The organism is Thioclava sp. GXIMD4215, assembly GCF_045291555.1.
Taxonomy (GTDB): domain Bacteria; phylum Pseudomonadota; class Alphaproteobacteria; order Rhodobacterales; family Rhodobacteraceae; genus Thioclava; species Thioclava litoralis.
On sequence record NZ_CP149515.1, the window covers coordinates 1,521,573 to 1,537,554 of the forward strand.

Below are 15,982 nucleotides of genomic sequence, written 5' to 3' on the forward strand. Positions count from 1 at the left end.
CTTGGCACAGACCCCCATCCTGCCTACCTTCACGCCATCAGGCCAAAGGACACCCCCCAGAGGACCCCCCATGAAACAGCCGCTCAACCTCTATCTCGCAGCCCCCCGTGGCTTCTGCGCAGGCGTGGACCGCGCCATCAAGATCGTGGAAATGGCCTTGGAAAAATGGGGCGCGCCGGTCTATGTCCGCCATGAGATCGTCCATAATAAATTCGTCGTCGACAGCCTGCGCGACAAGGGCGCGGTCTTTGTCGAGGAGCTCGATGAATGCCCCGATGACCGCCCCGTGATTTTCTCGGCTCATGGCGTCCCCAAAGCCGTGCCCGCCGAGGCCGCCCGCCGCGAGATGGTCTATGTCGATGCCACCTGCCCGCTGGTCTCCAAGGTCCATATCGAGGCCGAGCGTCACCATGCAGCAGGCCTACAGATGATCATGATCGGCCATGCAGGCCATCCCGAGGTTCTGGGCACGATGGGCCAGCTCCCCGAGGGCGAGGTCCTGCTGGTCGAGACCGAAGCCGACGTCCCCCATCTGACGCCGCGCGACCCAGAGGCACTGGCCTTCATCACCCAGACCACGCTCTCGGTGGATGACACCGCAGGCATCGTGGCGGCCCTGCAAAAACGCTTCCCCAAGATCGTCGGCCCCGCCAAGGAAGACATCTGCTACGCCACCACCAACCGTCAGGCCGCCGTCAAAGCCATCGCGCCGAAAATCGACGCGCTTCTGGTGATCGGCGCGCCCAATTCCTCGAACTCGCGCCGTCTGGTCGAGGTCGGCTCCTCCGAGGGCTGCAGCTACAGCCAGCTTGTCCAACGTGCCACCGATATCGACTGGCGCGCACTCGAAGGCATCTCCTCCATCGGCATCACCGCAGGGGCCTCGGCCCCCGAGGTGCTGATCAACGAGGTCATCGACGCCTTCCGCGACCGCTATGATGTCACCGTCGAACAGGTAGAAACCGCGCAGGAACGGGTGGAATTCAAGGTCCCCCGCGTGTTGCGCGAAACCGCCTGATGCGGGCCTCGCGCAGCCACTCCGGTCGCCCCTCGATCCCGCGCAGGGCACTGGCAGTCACGGCGCTTGCCTGCCTGCCGCTGGTCTGGGCCGTGATCGCCACACGCGACGGGCAGCTCACCCTGCCCATCACCACCACCCCGCGTGACCTCGCCGCCTTCTGGGCGCTGATCCTGCTGGCGCTCTGGGCCTTTCGCGCAGCCCAAAAGATGCAGGCCAGCACATCGCTCCTGCTGGCCCATACCCTGCCCTTCTTCGCCACAATCGCGGCGATCCGCGCAGGGCTGCCGGTTATGCAAAGCCTCTTTGCCACCCATCTGGTCACGCTCATCATCGACCTGATCCTGAAAAACCGCCGCCCCGAATGGTGGGCCCGCCTGCGTCTGGGCGAAAGCCTCCTGATCCTCGCCTGTCTCTACGCGCTGATCCCCTGAGCCTCTGGACCACAATAGCCCTTGCCGCTATCACAAGCCGCAAAGGAGACCCCCATGCCCGACCTATTCGCCTATACCGACGGAGCCTGCTCCGGCAATCCCGGCCCCGGTGGCTGGGGGGTCCTGCTTCTGGCCAAAGACGGCGAGACCATCGTCAAGGAACGCACACTCGAAGGCGGCGAAGCGGACACCACCAATAACCGCATGGAACTTCTGGCGGCGATCTCGGCGCTGGAAACCCTCGCGCGGCCCTCTAAAATCACCATCGTCACCGATAGCGCCTATGTCAAAAACGGGGTCACCGGCTGGATCTTTGGGTGGAAACGCAACGGCTGGAAAACCGCCGCCAAAAAGCCCGTGAAAAACGTCGACCTCTGGCAACGGCTGGATGAGGCCCAGGCCCGCCATGATGTCACATGGGAATGGATCAAGGGCCACGCAGGCCACCCCGAAAACGAACGCGCCGACGAATTGGCCCGCTCCGGCATGGCCCCGTTCAAACCGTCGAAATAACGCGCAAACAGCGGCCAAAGGCGCCGCGCAGGCCCTCCAAAGGCCTGCGCCGTAAGAAACTCTTGCGCCGGCCCGCAGGGTCGGCGCGCCGCTTGGTTCAGAAAAACCAGCCCATCACCAAAGGTGCGATGATCGCGGTCAGGATCGCATTCAGCCCCATCCCGATCGAGGCAAATGCCCCCGCCTGCTCATGCACCTGAAAGGCCCGCGCTGTGCCGATCCCGTGGGCCGCAACCCCTGTCGCAAGCCCCCGCGCGCGCCAGTCGCGCACGCCGATCAGGTTCAGCAAAGGCGACACGATAATCGCCCCGATCATCCCCGTCAGCAGCACCAGCGCCGCCGTCAGCGTCGGCTCGCCTCCGAGGCTCTCACTGATGCCGATTGCCACAGGCGCGGTGGCCGATTTCGGTGCCAGCGTGGCCAGCAGGCTGTGATCGGCCCCCAATGCCCAGGCAATGCTCAGCGCAGAGATCACCGCCGTGGCACTGCCAACCACAAGCCCCACCGTGATCGGCAGCCATGTCCGCTTGATCTCGCCGCGATTGGCATAAAGCGGCACCGCGAGGCAGACCGTCGCCGGACCCAGCATGAAATGCACGAATTGCGCGCCCTCGAAATACTGGTCATAGGGCGTGTTGGTCAGCGTCAGCAGCACCCCCAGAAACAGCACCGCAAGGGCAACCGGATTGGCCCAGGGCTTCCGCCCCGACGCACGGAAAATCGCATCTCCCGCCCAATAGGCAAAAAGCGTCGCACAAAGCCACAGAAGCGGCTGCGAGGCGAGATAGGACCAGATCGTGAAAGCATCCCTCATTTGCCGCGCCCTCCCTTGGTGAGGCGCAGCGTAATGGCAAAGGCCGCAGCCCCCGCCATCAGCGCCAGCGCGGTCGACCCGAACAGCGACAGCCCCAGCGCAAGCCCGTGGCTTGTCAGCGTGTGAAGATGCGCCACCACCCCCACCCCGACCGGCACGAAGAGAAGCGACAGATGCGACAGCAGCCCCTTGGCCGTCGGCTGCACCAGCTCGCGCAGCCGTGCCGAGGCAAACAGCCCCAGCAGCATGAAGATCATGCCCAGAACCGGTCCCGGCAAAGGTAGCCCCACCCCGCGCGAGATGACCTCGCCCAGAAGTTGGAATAACAAGATGAAAGCAAAGGCAGCGACCATGATCCCTCCGGCACCCGAAACCGTAAAAAGATGTCCTCCCGATGCGTCAGCTATGGCACTGTGACCAACGCTCCACAAGGCAATGACCTCCGAAGCAATACACAGACTTGCGATAAATGCGATAATCTGGGGATAAATCGGCCTTTCCCCGCGCGCGACTGTGTCTTTGAATTGACACATGACAGATCGGCTGGGAAAAGGCGGCCTTATCCGGTGCCCTCGGGGGCCAAGATATCTGCGCGCTTCGCGCATCCTGTAGAAGGAATGGTGCCCTTGCGTTTCACCCGCTTGCGTCTGAACGGCTTCAAAAGCTTCGTCGACCCCACCGATCTGGTCATTCAGGACGGGCTGACGGGGGTTGTCGGCCCCAATGGCTGCGGCAAGTCGAACCTGCTTGAGGCGCTGCGCTGGGTGATGGGGGAAAACCGCCCCTCGGCGATGCGCGGCGGTGGCATGGAGGATGTGATCTTTGCAGGCACCTCTTCGCGCGGGGCACGTAACTTTGCCGAGGTCGTGCTGCAGATCGACAATGAAGAACGCCTCGCGCCCTCGGGCTTTAACGACAGCGATCTTCTTGAGATCACCCGCCGCATCACCCGCGATGTGGGCTCTGCCTATAAGGTCAACACCAAGGATGTGCGCGCCCGCGATGTGCAGATGCTCTTTGCCGATGCCTCCACGGGGGCGCATTCGCCCGCACTTGTGCGTCAGGGCCAGATCAACGAGCTGATCAACGCCAAACCCAAGGCCCGCCGCCGCATTCTGGAAGAGGCCGCAGGGATTTCCGGCCTTTATCAGCGCCGCCATGAGGCAGAGCTGCGGCTGAAGGCCACCGAGGCCAATCTCGAGCGCGTCGATGATGTGATCGACCAGCTGGCCTCCCAGCTGAACAGCCTTGCCCGTCAGGCGCGTCAGGCCGCGAAATACCGCCAGATTGGCGAGGAATTGCGCCGCTCCGAGGGGATGCTGCTGTACCGGCGCTGGCTTGAGGCCGATGAGACCCGCCAAGAGGCCGAAAAGGCTCTCAGCGCCATCATCGCCAATGCGGGTGTGGCCGAACGCGCCGCCCGTGACAGCGCCGAGCTGCGTGCCAATCTCGAAGAGATCCTGCCGCCCCTGCGCGAGGAAGACACGGTTGCCACCGCCATTCTACAGCGGCTTGTTCTGTCGCAGGACCAGCTGTCGCAGCAGGAAGCGCAGGCCCGCACCCAGATCGAGATGCTCAAGGGCCGGATTGCCCAGATCGACCGCGATATGGAGCGCGAGACCGGCCTGAACCGCGATGCGGGCGAGACTTTGGAGCGGCTGGAATACGAGCTGCGCCAGATCACCCGTGACAGCGCGGGCCATGAGGATGCGCTGGCCGCTGCCGAAGAGGCCGCTTCTGAGGCCGCCGAAGTTGCCCGTGACCGCGAAGAGATCCTTGACCAGCTGACGGGTGATGTGGCCCAGTTGGCAGCCCGCCACCAGTCCGCCGAACGCCAGCTGGCCGATAGTCAGGCCGCAACCGAGCGTTTCGACCGCGCGGCCGCCGCCGCCCGCGTCAATGCCGCCGAGGCCGAAGAGGCGCTGGCCGAGGTCAATGACCGGATGGAGGCCGCCCGCGAGGCTGCTGCCGAGGCCACCGATATGGCCGATCAGGCCGAAGAGGCGCTGCATGGGGCCGAGGACCTGCGCGCCACCCTTGAGACACGCGAAGGCGAGGCCCGCGAGGCCCGCGCCGAGGCCGAAGGGGTGATCACCGCGCTGAAATCCGAGGTCAGCGCCCTGACGCGCCTTTTGGACCGCGAGGCCATGTCGGGTCCGCAAATCCTTGACAGCATTACGGTTTCCAAGGGCTATGAAGCGGCCTTGGGGGCGGCTCTGTCCGATGACCTCAACGCCCCCGAGGCGGCGGGCAATGCGGGCTCGGGCTGGTTGACCCTGCCGCCCCTTGGCGATGCCCCCGCCCTTCCCGCGGGCGTGCCGACGCTGGCCGATTATGTGCAGGCGCCCGAGGCTCTGGCCCGCCGTCTGTCGCAGATCGGCGTTGTGGAGACATGGGATCAGGGCGACCGCCTGCATCAGGACCTGCGCCCCGGCCAGCGGATCGTGACGCTTGCGGGCGACCTCTGGCGCTGGGACGGGCTGCGCGCGGGCGCCGAAGATGCGCCCTCTGCCGCCGCGCAACGTCTGCGCCAGCAAAACCGCCTAAGCGATCTGCGCGCCGATCTGGCCGAAGCCGAGGCCGCCGCGCAATCCGCCGTGCGCAACCATGAACAGCTCAAGCAGAAGCTGGCCGATGCCAATCTGGCCTATACCCGTGCGCGCGACGCCCGCCGCGAAGCCGACCGCCGCATGGGCGAGGCGCAGCGCCAGATGTCGAAGGCCGAGGCCGACCGCTCGGTCACTGAAGGCCGCCTTGAAGCCGCGCGTCAGGCCGAGGGCCGCCATGGCGAGGAAGCCCACGCCGCCCGTGAGGCGCTTGCGGAAGCGCAGGCCGCAATCAACGCCCTGCCCGCTCTGTCCAAGGCCCGCCAAGAGGTGGATCAGGTGAAGATCACGGTCGAGGCTGCGCGGATGACCATGCTCACGCGGCGCTCGGCGCAGGATGAGGTCCGCCGCGAAGGCGAGGCCCGCGCGCGCCGCCAGACGGAAATCACCGAGCAGCTTGCGGGCTGGAAGACCCGCCTTGCCACCGCCGAACGCCATGGCGCCGAACTGGCCGACCGCCGCGCCGAGGCGATGGAAGAACTGGAAGAGGCCATGGCCCTGCCCGAAGAGCTTAACGAACGCCGCGACGAGCTGCGCGAACAGATCCAGGAGGCAGAGGCGCGCAAATCCAAGGCCTCGACTGCGCTACAGGATGCCGAAACCCGCCTGCGCACCGCCCAGACCGTCGAACGCGAGACGGAAAAACAGGCGTCGGAAATCCGCGAAGCGCGGGCGCGGGCCGAAACCCGCGTGGAATCGGCGCGTGAGGCGCTGACGCTGGCGGTGGACTGGATCAGCGACGAGATGGATATGGCCCCCGAGAGCCTGCTGAAATCGCTGGAGATCGCGCCCGAGGATATGCCCACGATTTCGAAGCTTGAGAAGGCGGTGGCCGATCTGAAACGTGACCGCGATGCTTTGGGGGCGGTCAACCTGCGCGCCGAGGAAGACGCGCGAAGCATTCAGGAAGAACATGACACGCTGTTCACCGAGAAGGGCGATCTGGAGGATGCCATCGCCAAGCTGCGCGGCGGCATCAACGGGCTGAACCGCGAGGGGCGCGAGCGTCTGCTGGCCGCTTTCGAGCAGGTCAACCAGAACTTCCGTCAGCTGTTCACCCACCTCTTCTCGGGCGGCGATGCGCGTCTCGCGCTGGTGGAATCCGACGACCCGCTGGAAGCGGGCCTAGAGATCATGTGCCAGCCGCCGGGCAAGAAACTGTCGACGCTGTCGCTTCTGTCGGGGGGCGAGCAGACACTGACCGCGATGGCGCTGATCTTTGCCGTCTTCATGGCGAACCCCGCGCCGATCTGTGTGCTCGACGAGGTCGATGCGCCGCTGGATGACGCCAATGTCACCCGCTTCTGCGACCTCTTGGACGAGATGACCCGCCGCACCGATACCCGCTTTCTGATCATCACCCACCATGCCGTGACCATGAGCCGCATGGACCGTCTTTTCGGTGTGACAATGCAGGAACAGGGTGTAAGCCAGCTGGTATCGGTCGATCTGAAAAAAGCCGAAGCAATGGTCGCCTGAGACGGACCATAAGGACCCACATGAAACAGTTTCTTCTTCCTCTTGCCTGTATGGGCCTTCTGGCCAGCGCCGCGACGGTTCAGGCCGCGGCGGTCACGGCCAAACCCAGCACGGTTTCCGCCTTCCTCGAAGCATATGGCCTGCCGGTCACGCAGGGCACGGATGACTCGGGTGATCCGATGCTGGACAGCCGGATCAACGGCACGCATTTCTCGGTCTATTTCTACGGCTGCCGTGGCAATACCAACTGCCGGACCATCCAGTTCTCGACCGGCTACGATCTGGACCAGCCGATGAGCGCGACCATGATCAACGAATGGAACCGCAATAACCGCTTCGGACGTGCCTATCTTGATGACGAGGGCGACCCCTTCCTCGAGATGGACATCAATCTGGATGGCGATGGCGTGAACGAGAAGAATTTCGATGTCTCGCTGGACCTGTGGAAGGCCATCACCCGCGATTTCGAGCATTTCATCGACTGGTAAGCGCCTGCCTGCATGACAGGTCCATGAAAGGGCGCGCGGCGGGTGCATTCCCCTTGCGCCCGCATCCATGCGCGCCTAGCGTCCGGTGCACGCTTTTTGCGCGCATCATGAGGACCCCATGTCGAAAATCGAAACCCGCCTGTCCGACCTGAACATTACCCTGCCCGCCGCCCCCGCGCCTGCAGCGAATTACGTGCCCTATGTGATCACCGGAAACCAGCTTTATGTCTCGGGACAGATCTCGGCCAGCGCCGAAGGTCTGGTCACGGGCCGTCTGGGCGAAACGATGGATGTGGCCGAAGGCGCTGCCGCCGCGCGCCTGTGCGGGCTGGCGCTGATTGCGCAGGCGAAAGCCGCGCTTGGCGATCTGGACCGCATCACCCGCGTGGTCAAACTCGGCGGTTTCGTCAATTCCACCGCAGAGTTCATCGACCAACCCAAAGTGGTGAATGGCTGCTCCGACCTGATGGTCGAGGTCTTCGGTGATGCGGGCCGCCACGCCCGTTCGGCGGTCGCCACGCCCGCCCTGCCGCTGGGTGTGGCCGTAGAGATCGACGCCGTCTTCGAGATCGCAGATGCTTGACCCGCGCTTCCTCAGCCTGCCCATCGCGCATCGGGCCTTTCATGACCGCACAAAGGGCCGCCCCGAAAACAGCCTGGCCGCCATTCGTGCCGCCATCGCGGCGGGCTATGGCATAGAGATCGACCTGCAGCTTTCGGCAGATGGCGTGGCGATGGTCTTCCATGACTATTCTCTGGACCGCCTGACCGACGCGACCGGCCCGCTGCATGCCCGCAGTGCCGCCGAGTTGCAGGCCATCTGTCTGCGTGATGCCGATGAGGGCATCCCGACATTTGCCGAAGTGCTGGATCTGGTGGCAGGACAGGTGCCGCTTCTGGTCGAGATCAAAAATCAGGATGACCCCGACGGGGCGGGGCTTGGCCCGCTGGAACAGGCCGCGGCAGAGGCGCTTGCAAGGTATCAGGGGCCGGTCGCCGTGATGGGGTTCAACCCCGCCTCCATCGCCCTGTTCCATGCGGCAGCCCCCGCTGTGGCGGTCGGGCTGACCACCTATGCCGAATGGTCGGCCGAAGATTTCCCCACCCTGAGCGAGGACCAGCGCGTCCGCTTGCGCGGGATCGCCGATTATGACCGTGTGGGAGCCTGCTTTATCTCGCACCACTGGAAAGACCTCGGCATGGCGCGGGTTGCTGCCCTGAAGGCCGAGGGCGCGCATATCCTGTGCTGGACGATCCGCAGCGGAGCAGAGGAAGCCAAGGCCCGCGAGATTGCCGAAAACGTGACCTTCGAGGGCTATGCCTCGGCCCTGCCCGACGCTTGACCTGCAGCGTGATCCGGTCATCATCGGCTCCGACAGGAGCCTGCGATGACCGATCAGATTGAACTGGAACTGGCCGAGGGCGTCTCGGCCATCGACCCCGCTTTGTGGGATAGCTGCGCCTGTCCTGAAACCCGCGACGGCGGGCGCGCTTATGACCCTTTCACCACGCATCGCTTCCTTTCGGCGCTTGAGGCCTCGGGGTCGGTCGGGCGCGGCACCGGCTGGGACCCGCGCCCCATTGTGGCCCGCGCGGGCGGATCGGTGCTGGGCGTGGCGCCGCTTTACGTCAAATCCCATAGTCAGGGCGAATATGTCTTTGACCACGGCTGGGCGGATGCTTTTGAGCGCGCGGGCGGGCAATATTACCCCAAACTACAATGCGCGGTGCCCTTCACGCCCTGCACGGGCAGGCGGCTGTTAACCGCACCGGATCACGCCGAGACAGGCCGCGCCGCCCTTCTGGCGGGCATGGCGCAGGTGGCGGAAAATAACGGGCTGTCCTCGGTTCATATGACTTTCTGCCTTGAAGATGAGGCCGATCTGGCCGAGGGCGCGGGCTATCTGCACCGCCACGGCCAGCAATTCCATTTCTACAATCAGGGCTATGCCGATTTCGACGCCTTCCTTGCGCAGCTCTCCTCGCGCAAACGCAAGGCGCTGAAAAAGGAACGCGCCCGCGCTCAGGGCTTTGGCGGCGAGATCCGGCAGCTGACAGGCGATGACATCCGCCCGGAGCATTGGGATGCCTTCTGGACCTTCTATCAGGACACAGGCGCGCGCAAATGGGGCACCCCCTATCTGACGCGGGCCTTTTTCGACGCGCTGCACGAGATGCGCGAGGATGTGCTTCTGGTGCTGGCGCTGCGCGAAGGCCGCCCCATTGCGGGCGCGCTTAATCTGATCGGGCGCGATTGTCTTTATGGCCGCTATTGGGGCTGTATCGAGGATCACCCCTATCTGCATTTCGAGCTATGCTACCACCAAGCGGTGGATTACGCGCTGGCCCACGGGCTGGCGCGCGTGGAAGCGGGCGCGCAGGGCGAACACAAACTGGCGCGCGGATATCTGCCCCATATCACCCATTCGGCGCATTGGATCACCCACCCGGGTTTGCGCCACGCGATTTCGGACTATCTGGAGGCTGAACGCGCGGCAATCGACGAGGATGTCGAGGTCATGACCGAGATGGGGCCCTTCCGGAGCAAGGGTTGAAGTCTGCTTGGCCTGCCTCTATCCGCCGCGCAGAAGGCCTGCATAAACCAATGCCGCGCACAGATAGATAAAGGACCGAAGACGCATGGACGAGCTGAACCTGCAAAACCTGACAGATGTAAGCCAATGGATCACCCCCGAACGGGTCGATGCCGTGGTTCTGGCCACGCTCAATGTGCTCACCGCGCTGGTGATCCTGATCGTCGCCCTGTTCATTTCGGGCTGGGCGAAGGGACGTATCTCGCGGCTTGCGGCGCGGCATCGCCGCCTTGATGACACGCTTTTCGGTTTTCTGGGCAATATCGCGAAATATCTGATCCTCGCGATCGGCTTCATCTTCATTCTCAACCGCTTCGGCATCCAGACCACCTCGCTGGCCGCTCTGATCGGTGCCGCCGGTCTGGCCATCGGTCTGGCGCTTCAGGGCACGCTGTCCTCGCTGGCCTCGGGGGTGATGATCATCATGTTCCGCCCCTTCCGCGTGGGCGATTACATCGCAGCGGGCAGCGAATCCGGCACCGTGACCGAGATCTCGCTGTTCTATGTCATCCTGAAAACCTATGACGGCATCCAGATCGTGGTCCCGAACTCGGATATCTGGTCGTCTTCGATCACCAATTATTCGGCCAATACCACCCGCATGATGGATCTCACCATCGGCATTTCCTATGACAGCGACATCAAACTGGCCAAGGAGATCCTGCAGAAGATCGTCGACGAAGACCCGCGCGTGCTGAAAGACCCTGCCCCGACCATCGGGGTGAAAGAGCTGGGCGACAGTTCGATCAACCTGCTGTTCCGCGCGTGGTGCAATACCGATGTCTACTGGAAATTCCGCTGGGAGCTGTTCGAATTTGTCAAAAAGGAATTTGACGCGAATGGCATCGGCATTCCCTTCCCCACCCGCGAGATCGTGTTCGACAACAAACTGGAGATGGTCAAACTGAAAGACCAAAACCCCCAAAAGCGGCTTTCCTCCGGTTTGGACAACGGGACGGAAACCGGTGTCGGGCCGGTGACGCAGGAAGACAAATTGAAGTAAGCCGCAAATCGGCTACACTGGCGCGACACAACAAGCGGGCGGGAATTTCCTGCCCGCTTTCCAAAGGGATCACCGGATATGGCAAGCAAGCTGAACCAAGACGAACGCGCCTCTCTTCTGCCGGTTCTACAGGAGAATGGCTGGCGGACGGCCAAGCAATCGGACGCCATTCGCAAGGTCTGGAAATTCGAGAATTTCGAGCAGGCTTGGGGCTTCATGGCGCAGGCGGCGCTGCTGGCCGAGAAGATGGACCACCACCCCGACTGGCGCAATGTCTATAACGTGGTGGATGTCGAGCTTTCGACCCATTCCTGCAAAGGTCTCAGCATTCTGGATTACGAACTGGCCCGCGCGCTGGATGCCATTCCGCATAAGGGCAAGGTGCTGTTCCAGTCCCCCCTGCCCGAGCGCGAACCCGGTCAGGACGAGGTTGATGAACCCGACCCCCGCCCCGATCTGGGCACCGATCTGAGCGAGGATTTTCTGGACTAGGCAATAGGTTCGAAAACGCGCGGCAGATAGCCGGCGGGGTCGGCTCTGCCGGAACACGCGCATGTTCCGGCCCCTCGGTCGGCGGGGGGATCACGCCCCCCGCAGGTCCTCGATATAGATCCGCACGGCGTCTTGCACATGGCGGAAACGGTCGCCGCCCAAGTGTTTGCCGCCATACCAGCGGGTGACCACGATCAGATGGTTCTCCAGCCCCTCGCGTTCCAGCATCCGCAGGATCACCATGCCCGCGCCCGACTCGCCATCATCGTTTTTCACCGGCGCCTCGGGCGTCAGCAGGCCCCATGTGTTATGCGTGGCCTTGGCGAATTTCTTGGTACGGCAGAGGTCACTGATCAGCGCCTTGGCCTCGTCTTCCGAGGCGCAGGGCGCGCCGGAGACCGCATATTTCGAGCCACGGTCGCTGATGATATTGTCGATGGTGGTCAGCTTAGCCATCCGAGGCCGCCTCCAGCTTGGCCATCGCCTCGTCATTCAGCTGCAGGTCGATCGCGCCCAGAAGGGTCTCTAGCTGCGCCATAGTCGAGGCCGAGACGATCGGCGCCGACACGCCCTCCCGCGCCATCGCCCAAGCGGTGGCCACCTGTGCCATAGGCGCACCCATGCCATCCGCCACCTCCGACAATGCCCCCAGAATGCGAAGGCCCCGCGCATCCAGATATTTCGCCGCATGGCGGGCACGGGGAATGCCGTTGAAATCGTCCGGCTTGCGGTATTTGCCAGACAGAAACCCTGCCGCCAGCGTGAAAAAGGTCACGGCCCCGAGGCCCTGCGCCTTCACCAGCGGCAGCAGGTCCTGTTCAAATCCGCTGCGCGCCGAAAGGCTGTATTCGGGCTGGACCACCTTGATCCCCGTCACATTCATCTGCCGCGCCAGAGACAGCGCCGAGGCCAGACGGTCGGGTGCGAAATTCGACGCGCCCATCGCGCGGATCTTGCCCTGAACGCGCAGCATCTCGAACGTTTCCAGAACCTCTTCCTGCGGCACATCCCCGTCATCGGCATGGGCAAAATAGAGGTCGATATAATCGGTGCGCAGACGGGTCAGCGACTCGTCAATCGCGGCCAGAATATTCTCGCGCCGCAGCCCCTTGCGCCATGACAGCTTGCCCACCTTGGTATAGATCACCACATCGTCGCGCCGCTTGCGGGCGGCCAGCCAGTCGCCGATCATCGCCTCGGACTCGCCGCCCTGCATACCCTCGCCCCAATAGGAATAGCTGTCGGCGGTATCAATCGAGGTCACCCCCGCCTCCACCAACCGGTCCAGCATGGCAAAAGAGGTCGCGCGATCTGCCGTCCAGCCCAGAACATTGCCGCCAAAGACGAAGGGAGAAACAGTCAGGCCCGATTGGCCAAGCGGTTTATGCAGCATTGTGATCACCCTCTAGGCGCGGCACGAAAAATGGCCCCGAAGGGCCATTGGTGACGGGATTTCCCGCCCTTTTCAAGATGAGGCGATTCAGATGGCCTCGAGCATGCTCTCGCCGCCCGAGATATCGCAGGTGCCTGCGTTCTCTTCCTTGTGCAGAACTTTCACCACGCCATCCACGACATACATCGCATAGCGCAGCGAGCGGTCCTTGAAACCGATGGCGGGGGCCGAGAAGTTCATCCCGATGGCGCTGGTGAAGGCGCTTTCCGCATCGGCCAGCATGGTGATGCCCGCAGCCCCCGCGCCGGTCGATTTCGACCATGCATCCACCACGAAGGGGTCGTTGACGGTGATGCAGATCACCTCGTCCACGCCCTTCTCGGCAAATTTCTCGCGGGTACGCATGAAGCTCGGGACATGGGCGGTGGTGCAGGTGCCGGTAAAGGCGCCCGGCAGACCGAAGATCACCACTTTGCGGCCTTTCATCTTGTCACCAAGGCTTACGGTTGTCGGGCCTTCGCCGCCAAGCGCCAAAAGGGTTGCCCCGGGAAGCACGTCGCCTTCACTGATCGTCATGTCGCTCTCCTGTCGCGTTGCACATGTTTGCCGGTAAGTTATAGGGTTCGGCAACAAGAGCACCAGAGGGAAAGAGAAATGTCAGGTATCGTGATCATCGGGGCTGGACAGGCCGCAGCCTCTCTGGCGGCCAAGCTGCGGACCGAGGGCTATGAGGGCGCGGTGACGATTATCGGCGAGGAGCCTGTGGCGCCCTATCAGCGCCCGCCCCTGTCAAAGGCCTATCTGCTGGGCGAGATGCCGCTGGAGCGCCTGACCCTGCGGTCGCCGGAGTTCTGGGCCGAGCAGAACATCACCCTTAAGCTGGGCACGCGGGTTGATCGCATCGACCCTGCCGCGAAACGGGTGCATATGGCGGGCGAGGTGCTGGGCTATGACCAGCTGGCGCTCTGCACAGGCGCTGACCCGAAACGCCTCGCCCCTGCCTTGGGCGGCGATCTGGGCAATCTCTTCACCATCCGTAATCTGGCCGATATCGACGCGCTAGAGCCGCAGATGGTGGCGGGCAAGCGTCTGGTGGTGATCGGCGGCGGCTATATCGGCCTCGAGACAGCGGCAGTGGCGCGCAAGCTGGGGCTGGAGGTCAGTCTGGTGCAGGCCTCCGAGCGGATCCTGCGCCGCGTGGCCTGCCGCGAGACGGCGGATGCGGTGCGCGCGCTGCATCAGGCCGAAGGGGTGACGATCCTTGAAGGCACCAGCCTGCGGGAACTGCGCGGGGATGGCATGGTGGACAGTGTCGAGCTGGTTGATGGCACGGTTCTGCCCGCCGATCTGGTGGTGGTGGGCATCGGGGTTACCCCTGCGACGCGACTGGCCGAAGAGGCGGGGCTGGTTCTGGGCGATGGTATCGTGACCGACAGTCAGGGCCGGACCTCGGACCCGCATATCTGGTCGGCAGGCGATTGCGCCGAGATCAACCTGAACGGCGCGCGGATGCGGCTGGAATCGGTGGGCAATGCCATTGATATGGGCGAGCTGGTGGCCTGCAACATGCTGGGCGCGGGCAAGGACTATCAGCCGAAGCCGTGGTTCTGGTCGGATATGTTTGCCTCCAAGCTGCAGATCGCGGGCTGGAATGGCGGCTATACCCGAGTGATCGCGAAGAACGTGGATGGCCAGAGCTTCTGGTATTTCCGCGACGATCAGCTGATTGCGGTGGATGCGCTGGATGCGCCAAGGGCCTATATGGTGGGCAAGCGCCTGATCGAGGCGGGGTCGGATGTGACCCCCGCCGAGGTCGAAGCGGCGGTGGACCTGAAAACATTGATGCGGCGGTAAAAGATGCGGATTATTGGTGGCGAGAAGCGCGGGCTAAAGCTGACGGATGTGGGCGAAGGCGATGCCAAGGGGCATCTGCGCCCCACAACGGACCGCGTGCGCGAGTCGATTTTCAACCTGCTGGTCAATGGCACGCATGGCAATCCGATCCCCGAGGCGCGGGTGCTGGACCTGTTTGCGGGCACGGGGGCTTTGGGGCTTGAGGCGCTGTCGCGCGGGGCCAAACGTGTGGCTTTTGTCGATGAGGGCACGCCTGCACGGATATTGTTGCGCAAGAATATCGAGCTGATGCGGGCGATGGGGGTCACCGACCTCTGGCGGCGCGATGCGACCCGCATGGGGCCCTGCCGTGGCGAGGGCTATGACCTGATCTTCCTCGACCCGCCCTATGGCATGGGGCTGGGCGAGAAGGCGATTGCGTCGTGTCTGGAAAACGGCTGGATCGCGCCGGGGGCGATGGTGGTCTGGGAAGAGAATGTGGCGCCTGTGGTGCCTGCGCCGCTGGAGCAGATCGACCAGCGCAAATATGGCGATACGGTCGTAACTTTGGCCCTGATGCCGGAGGCGGAATGATGGTGAAGGCGGTTATCTTCGATTGCGACGGGGTCTTGGTGGATAGCGAGCCGATGACCTTCGATCTGCTGCAAGAGGAGTTCACGGCGCATGGCTTGGAACTGACCCTGCATGAGATGGAGCGCATATTTATCGGTGGCACCATCGAGGGCTGTGCCGCGCGCGCCCGCGAGATGGGGGCCTCCCTGCCCGCCGATTGGGGGGATCATTATTATGCGGTGCTCTGCGAGAGGCTGCGCGCGGGCACGCCTTTGATGGCGGGGGTGCCGGAGCTGCTGGATCGGCTGGATGCCGAGGACATTTCCTATGCGGTGGGGTCCAATGGTCGGCATGTGAAGATGGCCGCCACATTGGGGCAGCATCCCGAGATACGGGCCAAGCTGGAGGGGCGGTTGTTCTCCGGACAGGAGGATGTGGCGCATCCAAAGCCCGCGCCGGACCTCTATCTGCATTGCGCCGAAGCGCTGGGGGTTGCGCCTGCGGAGTGCGTCGTGATCGAGGATAGTCCGGCGGGAGCACGCGCGGCGGCTGCAGCGGGCATGCGCTGTCTGGGCTATGCGCCGCAGGGCGATCATCCGGCCTTGGCGGCCACGGGGGCCGAGCTGTTTACCGATATGGCACAGGTCCCTGCCCTGCTTGGGCTGGGCGGATAGACCTCTGCCTCCAGGCCCGATTTGACCGGCGCAGACCGAAGGGATCGTTTCCGTGTTCGGAACCATTT

18 protein-coding genes are annotated in these 15,982 nt (G+C 63.7%); 13 read left to right on the forward strand and 5 right to left on the reverse strand.

Annotated features, from left to right (window positions below; translation table 11 throughout):
* The first annotated feature begins 70 nt into the window (after positions 1-70).
* The 3 genes from ispH to rnhA are packed head-to-tail and all read left to right on the forward strand — an operon-like array spanning position 71 to position 1,965.
* Positions 71-1,018 (forward strand): 4-hydroxy-3-methylbut-2-enyl diphosphate reductase, encoded by a 948-nt coding sequence (gene ispH / locus WDB86_RS07515; RefSeq protein ID WP_339109094.1) that lies wholly within the window; start codon positions 71-73, stop codon positions 1,016-1,018.
* The gene (locus tag WDB86_RS07520) at positions 1,018-1,452 is read left to right on the forward strand and encodes a hypothetical protein (RefSeq protein ID WP_406735609.1); all 435 of its coding nucleotides are present in this window, start codon (positions 1,018-1,020) and stop codon (positions 1,450-1,452) included. The genes ispH and WDB86_RS07520 overlap by 1 nt, the downstream gene beginning before the upstream one ends.
* Positions 1,453-1,506: 54 nt before the next feature.
* Positions 1,507-1,965 (forward strand): ribonuclease HI, encoded by a 459-nt coding sequence (gene rnhA / locus WDB86_RS07525; RefSeq protein WP_339109092.1) that lies wholly within the window; start codon positions 1,507-1,509, stop codon positions 1,963-1,965.
* 97 nt (positions 1,966-2,062) lie between these two features.
* On the opposite strand, the gene WDB86_RS07530 is transcribed toward rnhA, so the two are convergent.
* Positions 2,063-2,779, reverse strand: a complete 717-nt coding sequence (locus tag WDB86_RS07530; RefSeq protein ID WP_339109091.1) for an LrgB family protein — start codon at positions 2,777-2,779, stop codon at positions 2,063-2,065.
* Positions 2,776-3,132 carry a CidA/LrgA family protein gene (locus WDB86_RS07535; RefSeq protein ID WP_406735610.1) on the reverse strand — a complete coding sequence of 119 codons (357 nt, stop codon included), beginning with the start codon at positions 3,130-3,132 and terminating at the stop codon, positions 2,776-2,778. The genes WDB86_RS07530 and WDB86_RS07535 overlap by 4 nt, the downstream gene beginning before the upstream one ends.
* 273 nt (positions 3,133-3,405) lie before the next feature.
* Between WDB86_RS07535 and smc the strand changes: the two genes are divergently transcribed.
* From smc to WDB86_RS07570, 7 genes are all read left to right on the forward strand, one after another.
* Complete coding sequence (gene smc / locus WDB86_RS07540) at positions 3,406-6,864, forward strand: chromosome segregation protein SMC (protein WP_406735611.1); 3,459 nt, start codon at positions 3,406-3,408, stop codon at positions 6,862-6,864.
* Between the two features lie 20 nt (positions 6,865-6,884).
* Positions 6,885-7,352 (forward strand): YbjN domain-containing protein, encoded by a 468-nt coding sequence (locus WDB86_RS07545; protein WP_406735612.1) that lies wholly within the window; start codon positions 6,885-6,887, stop codon positions 7,350-7,352.
* Positions 7,353-7,470: 118 nt separating this feature from the next.
* On the forward strand, positions 7,471-7,935 hold the full coding sequence (locus WDB86_RS07550; RefSeq protein WP_339109087.1) for a RidA family protein: 465 nt from the start codon (positions 7,471-7,473) through the stop codon (positions 7,933-7,935).
* The gene (locus WDB86_RS07555; RefSeq protein ID WP_406735613.1) at positions 7,928-8,695 is read left to right on the forward strand and encodes a glycerophosphodiester phosphodiesterase family protein; all 768 of its coding nucleotides are present in this window, start codon (positions 7,928-7,930) and stop codon (positions 8,693-8,695) included. Before WDB86_RS07550 ends, WDB86_RS07555 begins: the two co-directional genes overlap by 8 nt.
* Before the next feature lie 45 nt (positions 8,696-8,740).
* Entirely contained in the window at positions 8,741-9,907 is a 1,167-nt protein-coding gene (locus WDB86_RS07560; protein WP_406735614.1) for a GNAT family N-acetyltransferase, read from the forward strand.
* An 85-nt stretch (positions 9,908-9,992) separates the two neighbouring features.
* Entirely contained in the window at positions 9,993-10,949 is a 957-nt protein-coding gene (locus WDB86_RS07565; RefSeq protein WP_406735615.1) for a mechanosensitive ion channel family protein, read from the forward strand.
* Between the two features lie 78 nt (positions 10,950-11,027).
* Positions 11,028-11,441, forward strand: a complete 414-nt coding sequence (locus WDB86_RS07570; protein ID WP_339109083.1) for a 4a-hydroxytetrahydrobiopterin dehydratase — start codon at positions 11,028-11,030, stop codon at positions 11,439-11,441.
* 90 nt (positions 11,442-11,531) lie between these two features.
* On the opposite strand, the gene WDB86_RS07575 is transcribed toward WDB86_RS07570, so the two are convergent.
* From WDB86_RS07575 to WDB86_RS07585, 3 genes are all read right to left on the reverse strand, one after another.
* Complete coding sequence (locus WDB86_RS07575; protein ID WP_406735616.1) at positions 11,532-11,897, reverse strand: YigZ family protein; 366 nt, start codon at positions 11,895-11,897, stop codon at positions 11,532-11,534.
* Entirely contained in the window at positions 11,890-12,834 is a 945-nt protein-coding gene (locus WDB86_RS07580; RefSeq protein ID WP_406735617.1) for an aldo/keto reductase, read from the reverse strand. The genes WDB86_RS07575 and WDB86_RS07580 overlap by 8 nt, the downstream gene beginning before the upstream one ends.
* An 87-nt stretch (positions 12,835-12,921) precedes the next feature.
* Positions 12,922-13,410: a peroxiredoxin gene (locus WDB86_RS07585; RefSeq protein ID WP_339109081.1), complete on the reverse strand. Its 489-nt coding sequence runs from the start codon at positions 13,408-13,410 to the stop codon at positions 12,922-12,924.
* 78 nt (positions 13,411-13,488) lie between these two features.
* Between WDB86_RS07585 and WDB86_RS07590 the strand changes: the two genes are divergently transcribed.
* Genes WDB86_RS07590 through WDB86_RS07600 form a run of 3 tightly spaced genes read left to right on the forward strand, consistent with a single transcriptional unit; the run spans position 13,489 to position 15,914 of the window.
* Positions 13,489-14,688 (forward strand): NAD(P)/FAD-dependent oxidoreductase, encoded by a 1,200-nt coding sequence (locus WDB86_RS07590; RefSeq protein WP_406735618.1) that lies wholly within the window; start codon positions 13,489-13,491, stop codon positions 14,686-14,688.
* Between the two features lie 3 nt (positions 14,689-14,691).
* Positions 14,692-15,261: a 16S rRNA (guanine(966)-N(2))-methyltransferase RsmD gene (rsmD, locus tag WDB86_RS07595; RefSeq protein WP_406720294.1), complete on the forward strand. Its 570-nt coding sequence runs from the start codon at positions 14,692-14,694 to the stop codon at positions 15,259-15,261.
* Entirely contained in the window at positions 15,261-15,914 is a 654-nt protein-coding gene (locus tag WDB86_RS07600) for an HAD family hydrolase (RefSeq protein ID WP_406737030.1), read from the forward strand. The genes rsmD and WDB86_RS07600 overlap by 1 nt, the downstream gene beginning before the upstream one ends.
* Positions 15,915-15,982 lie beyond the last annotated feature (68 nt).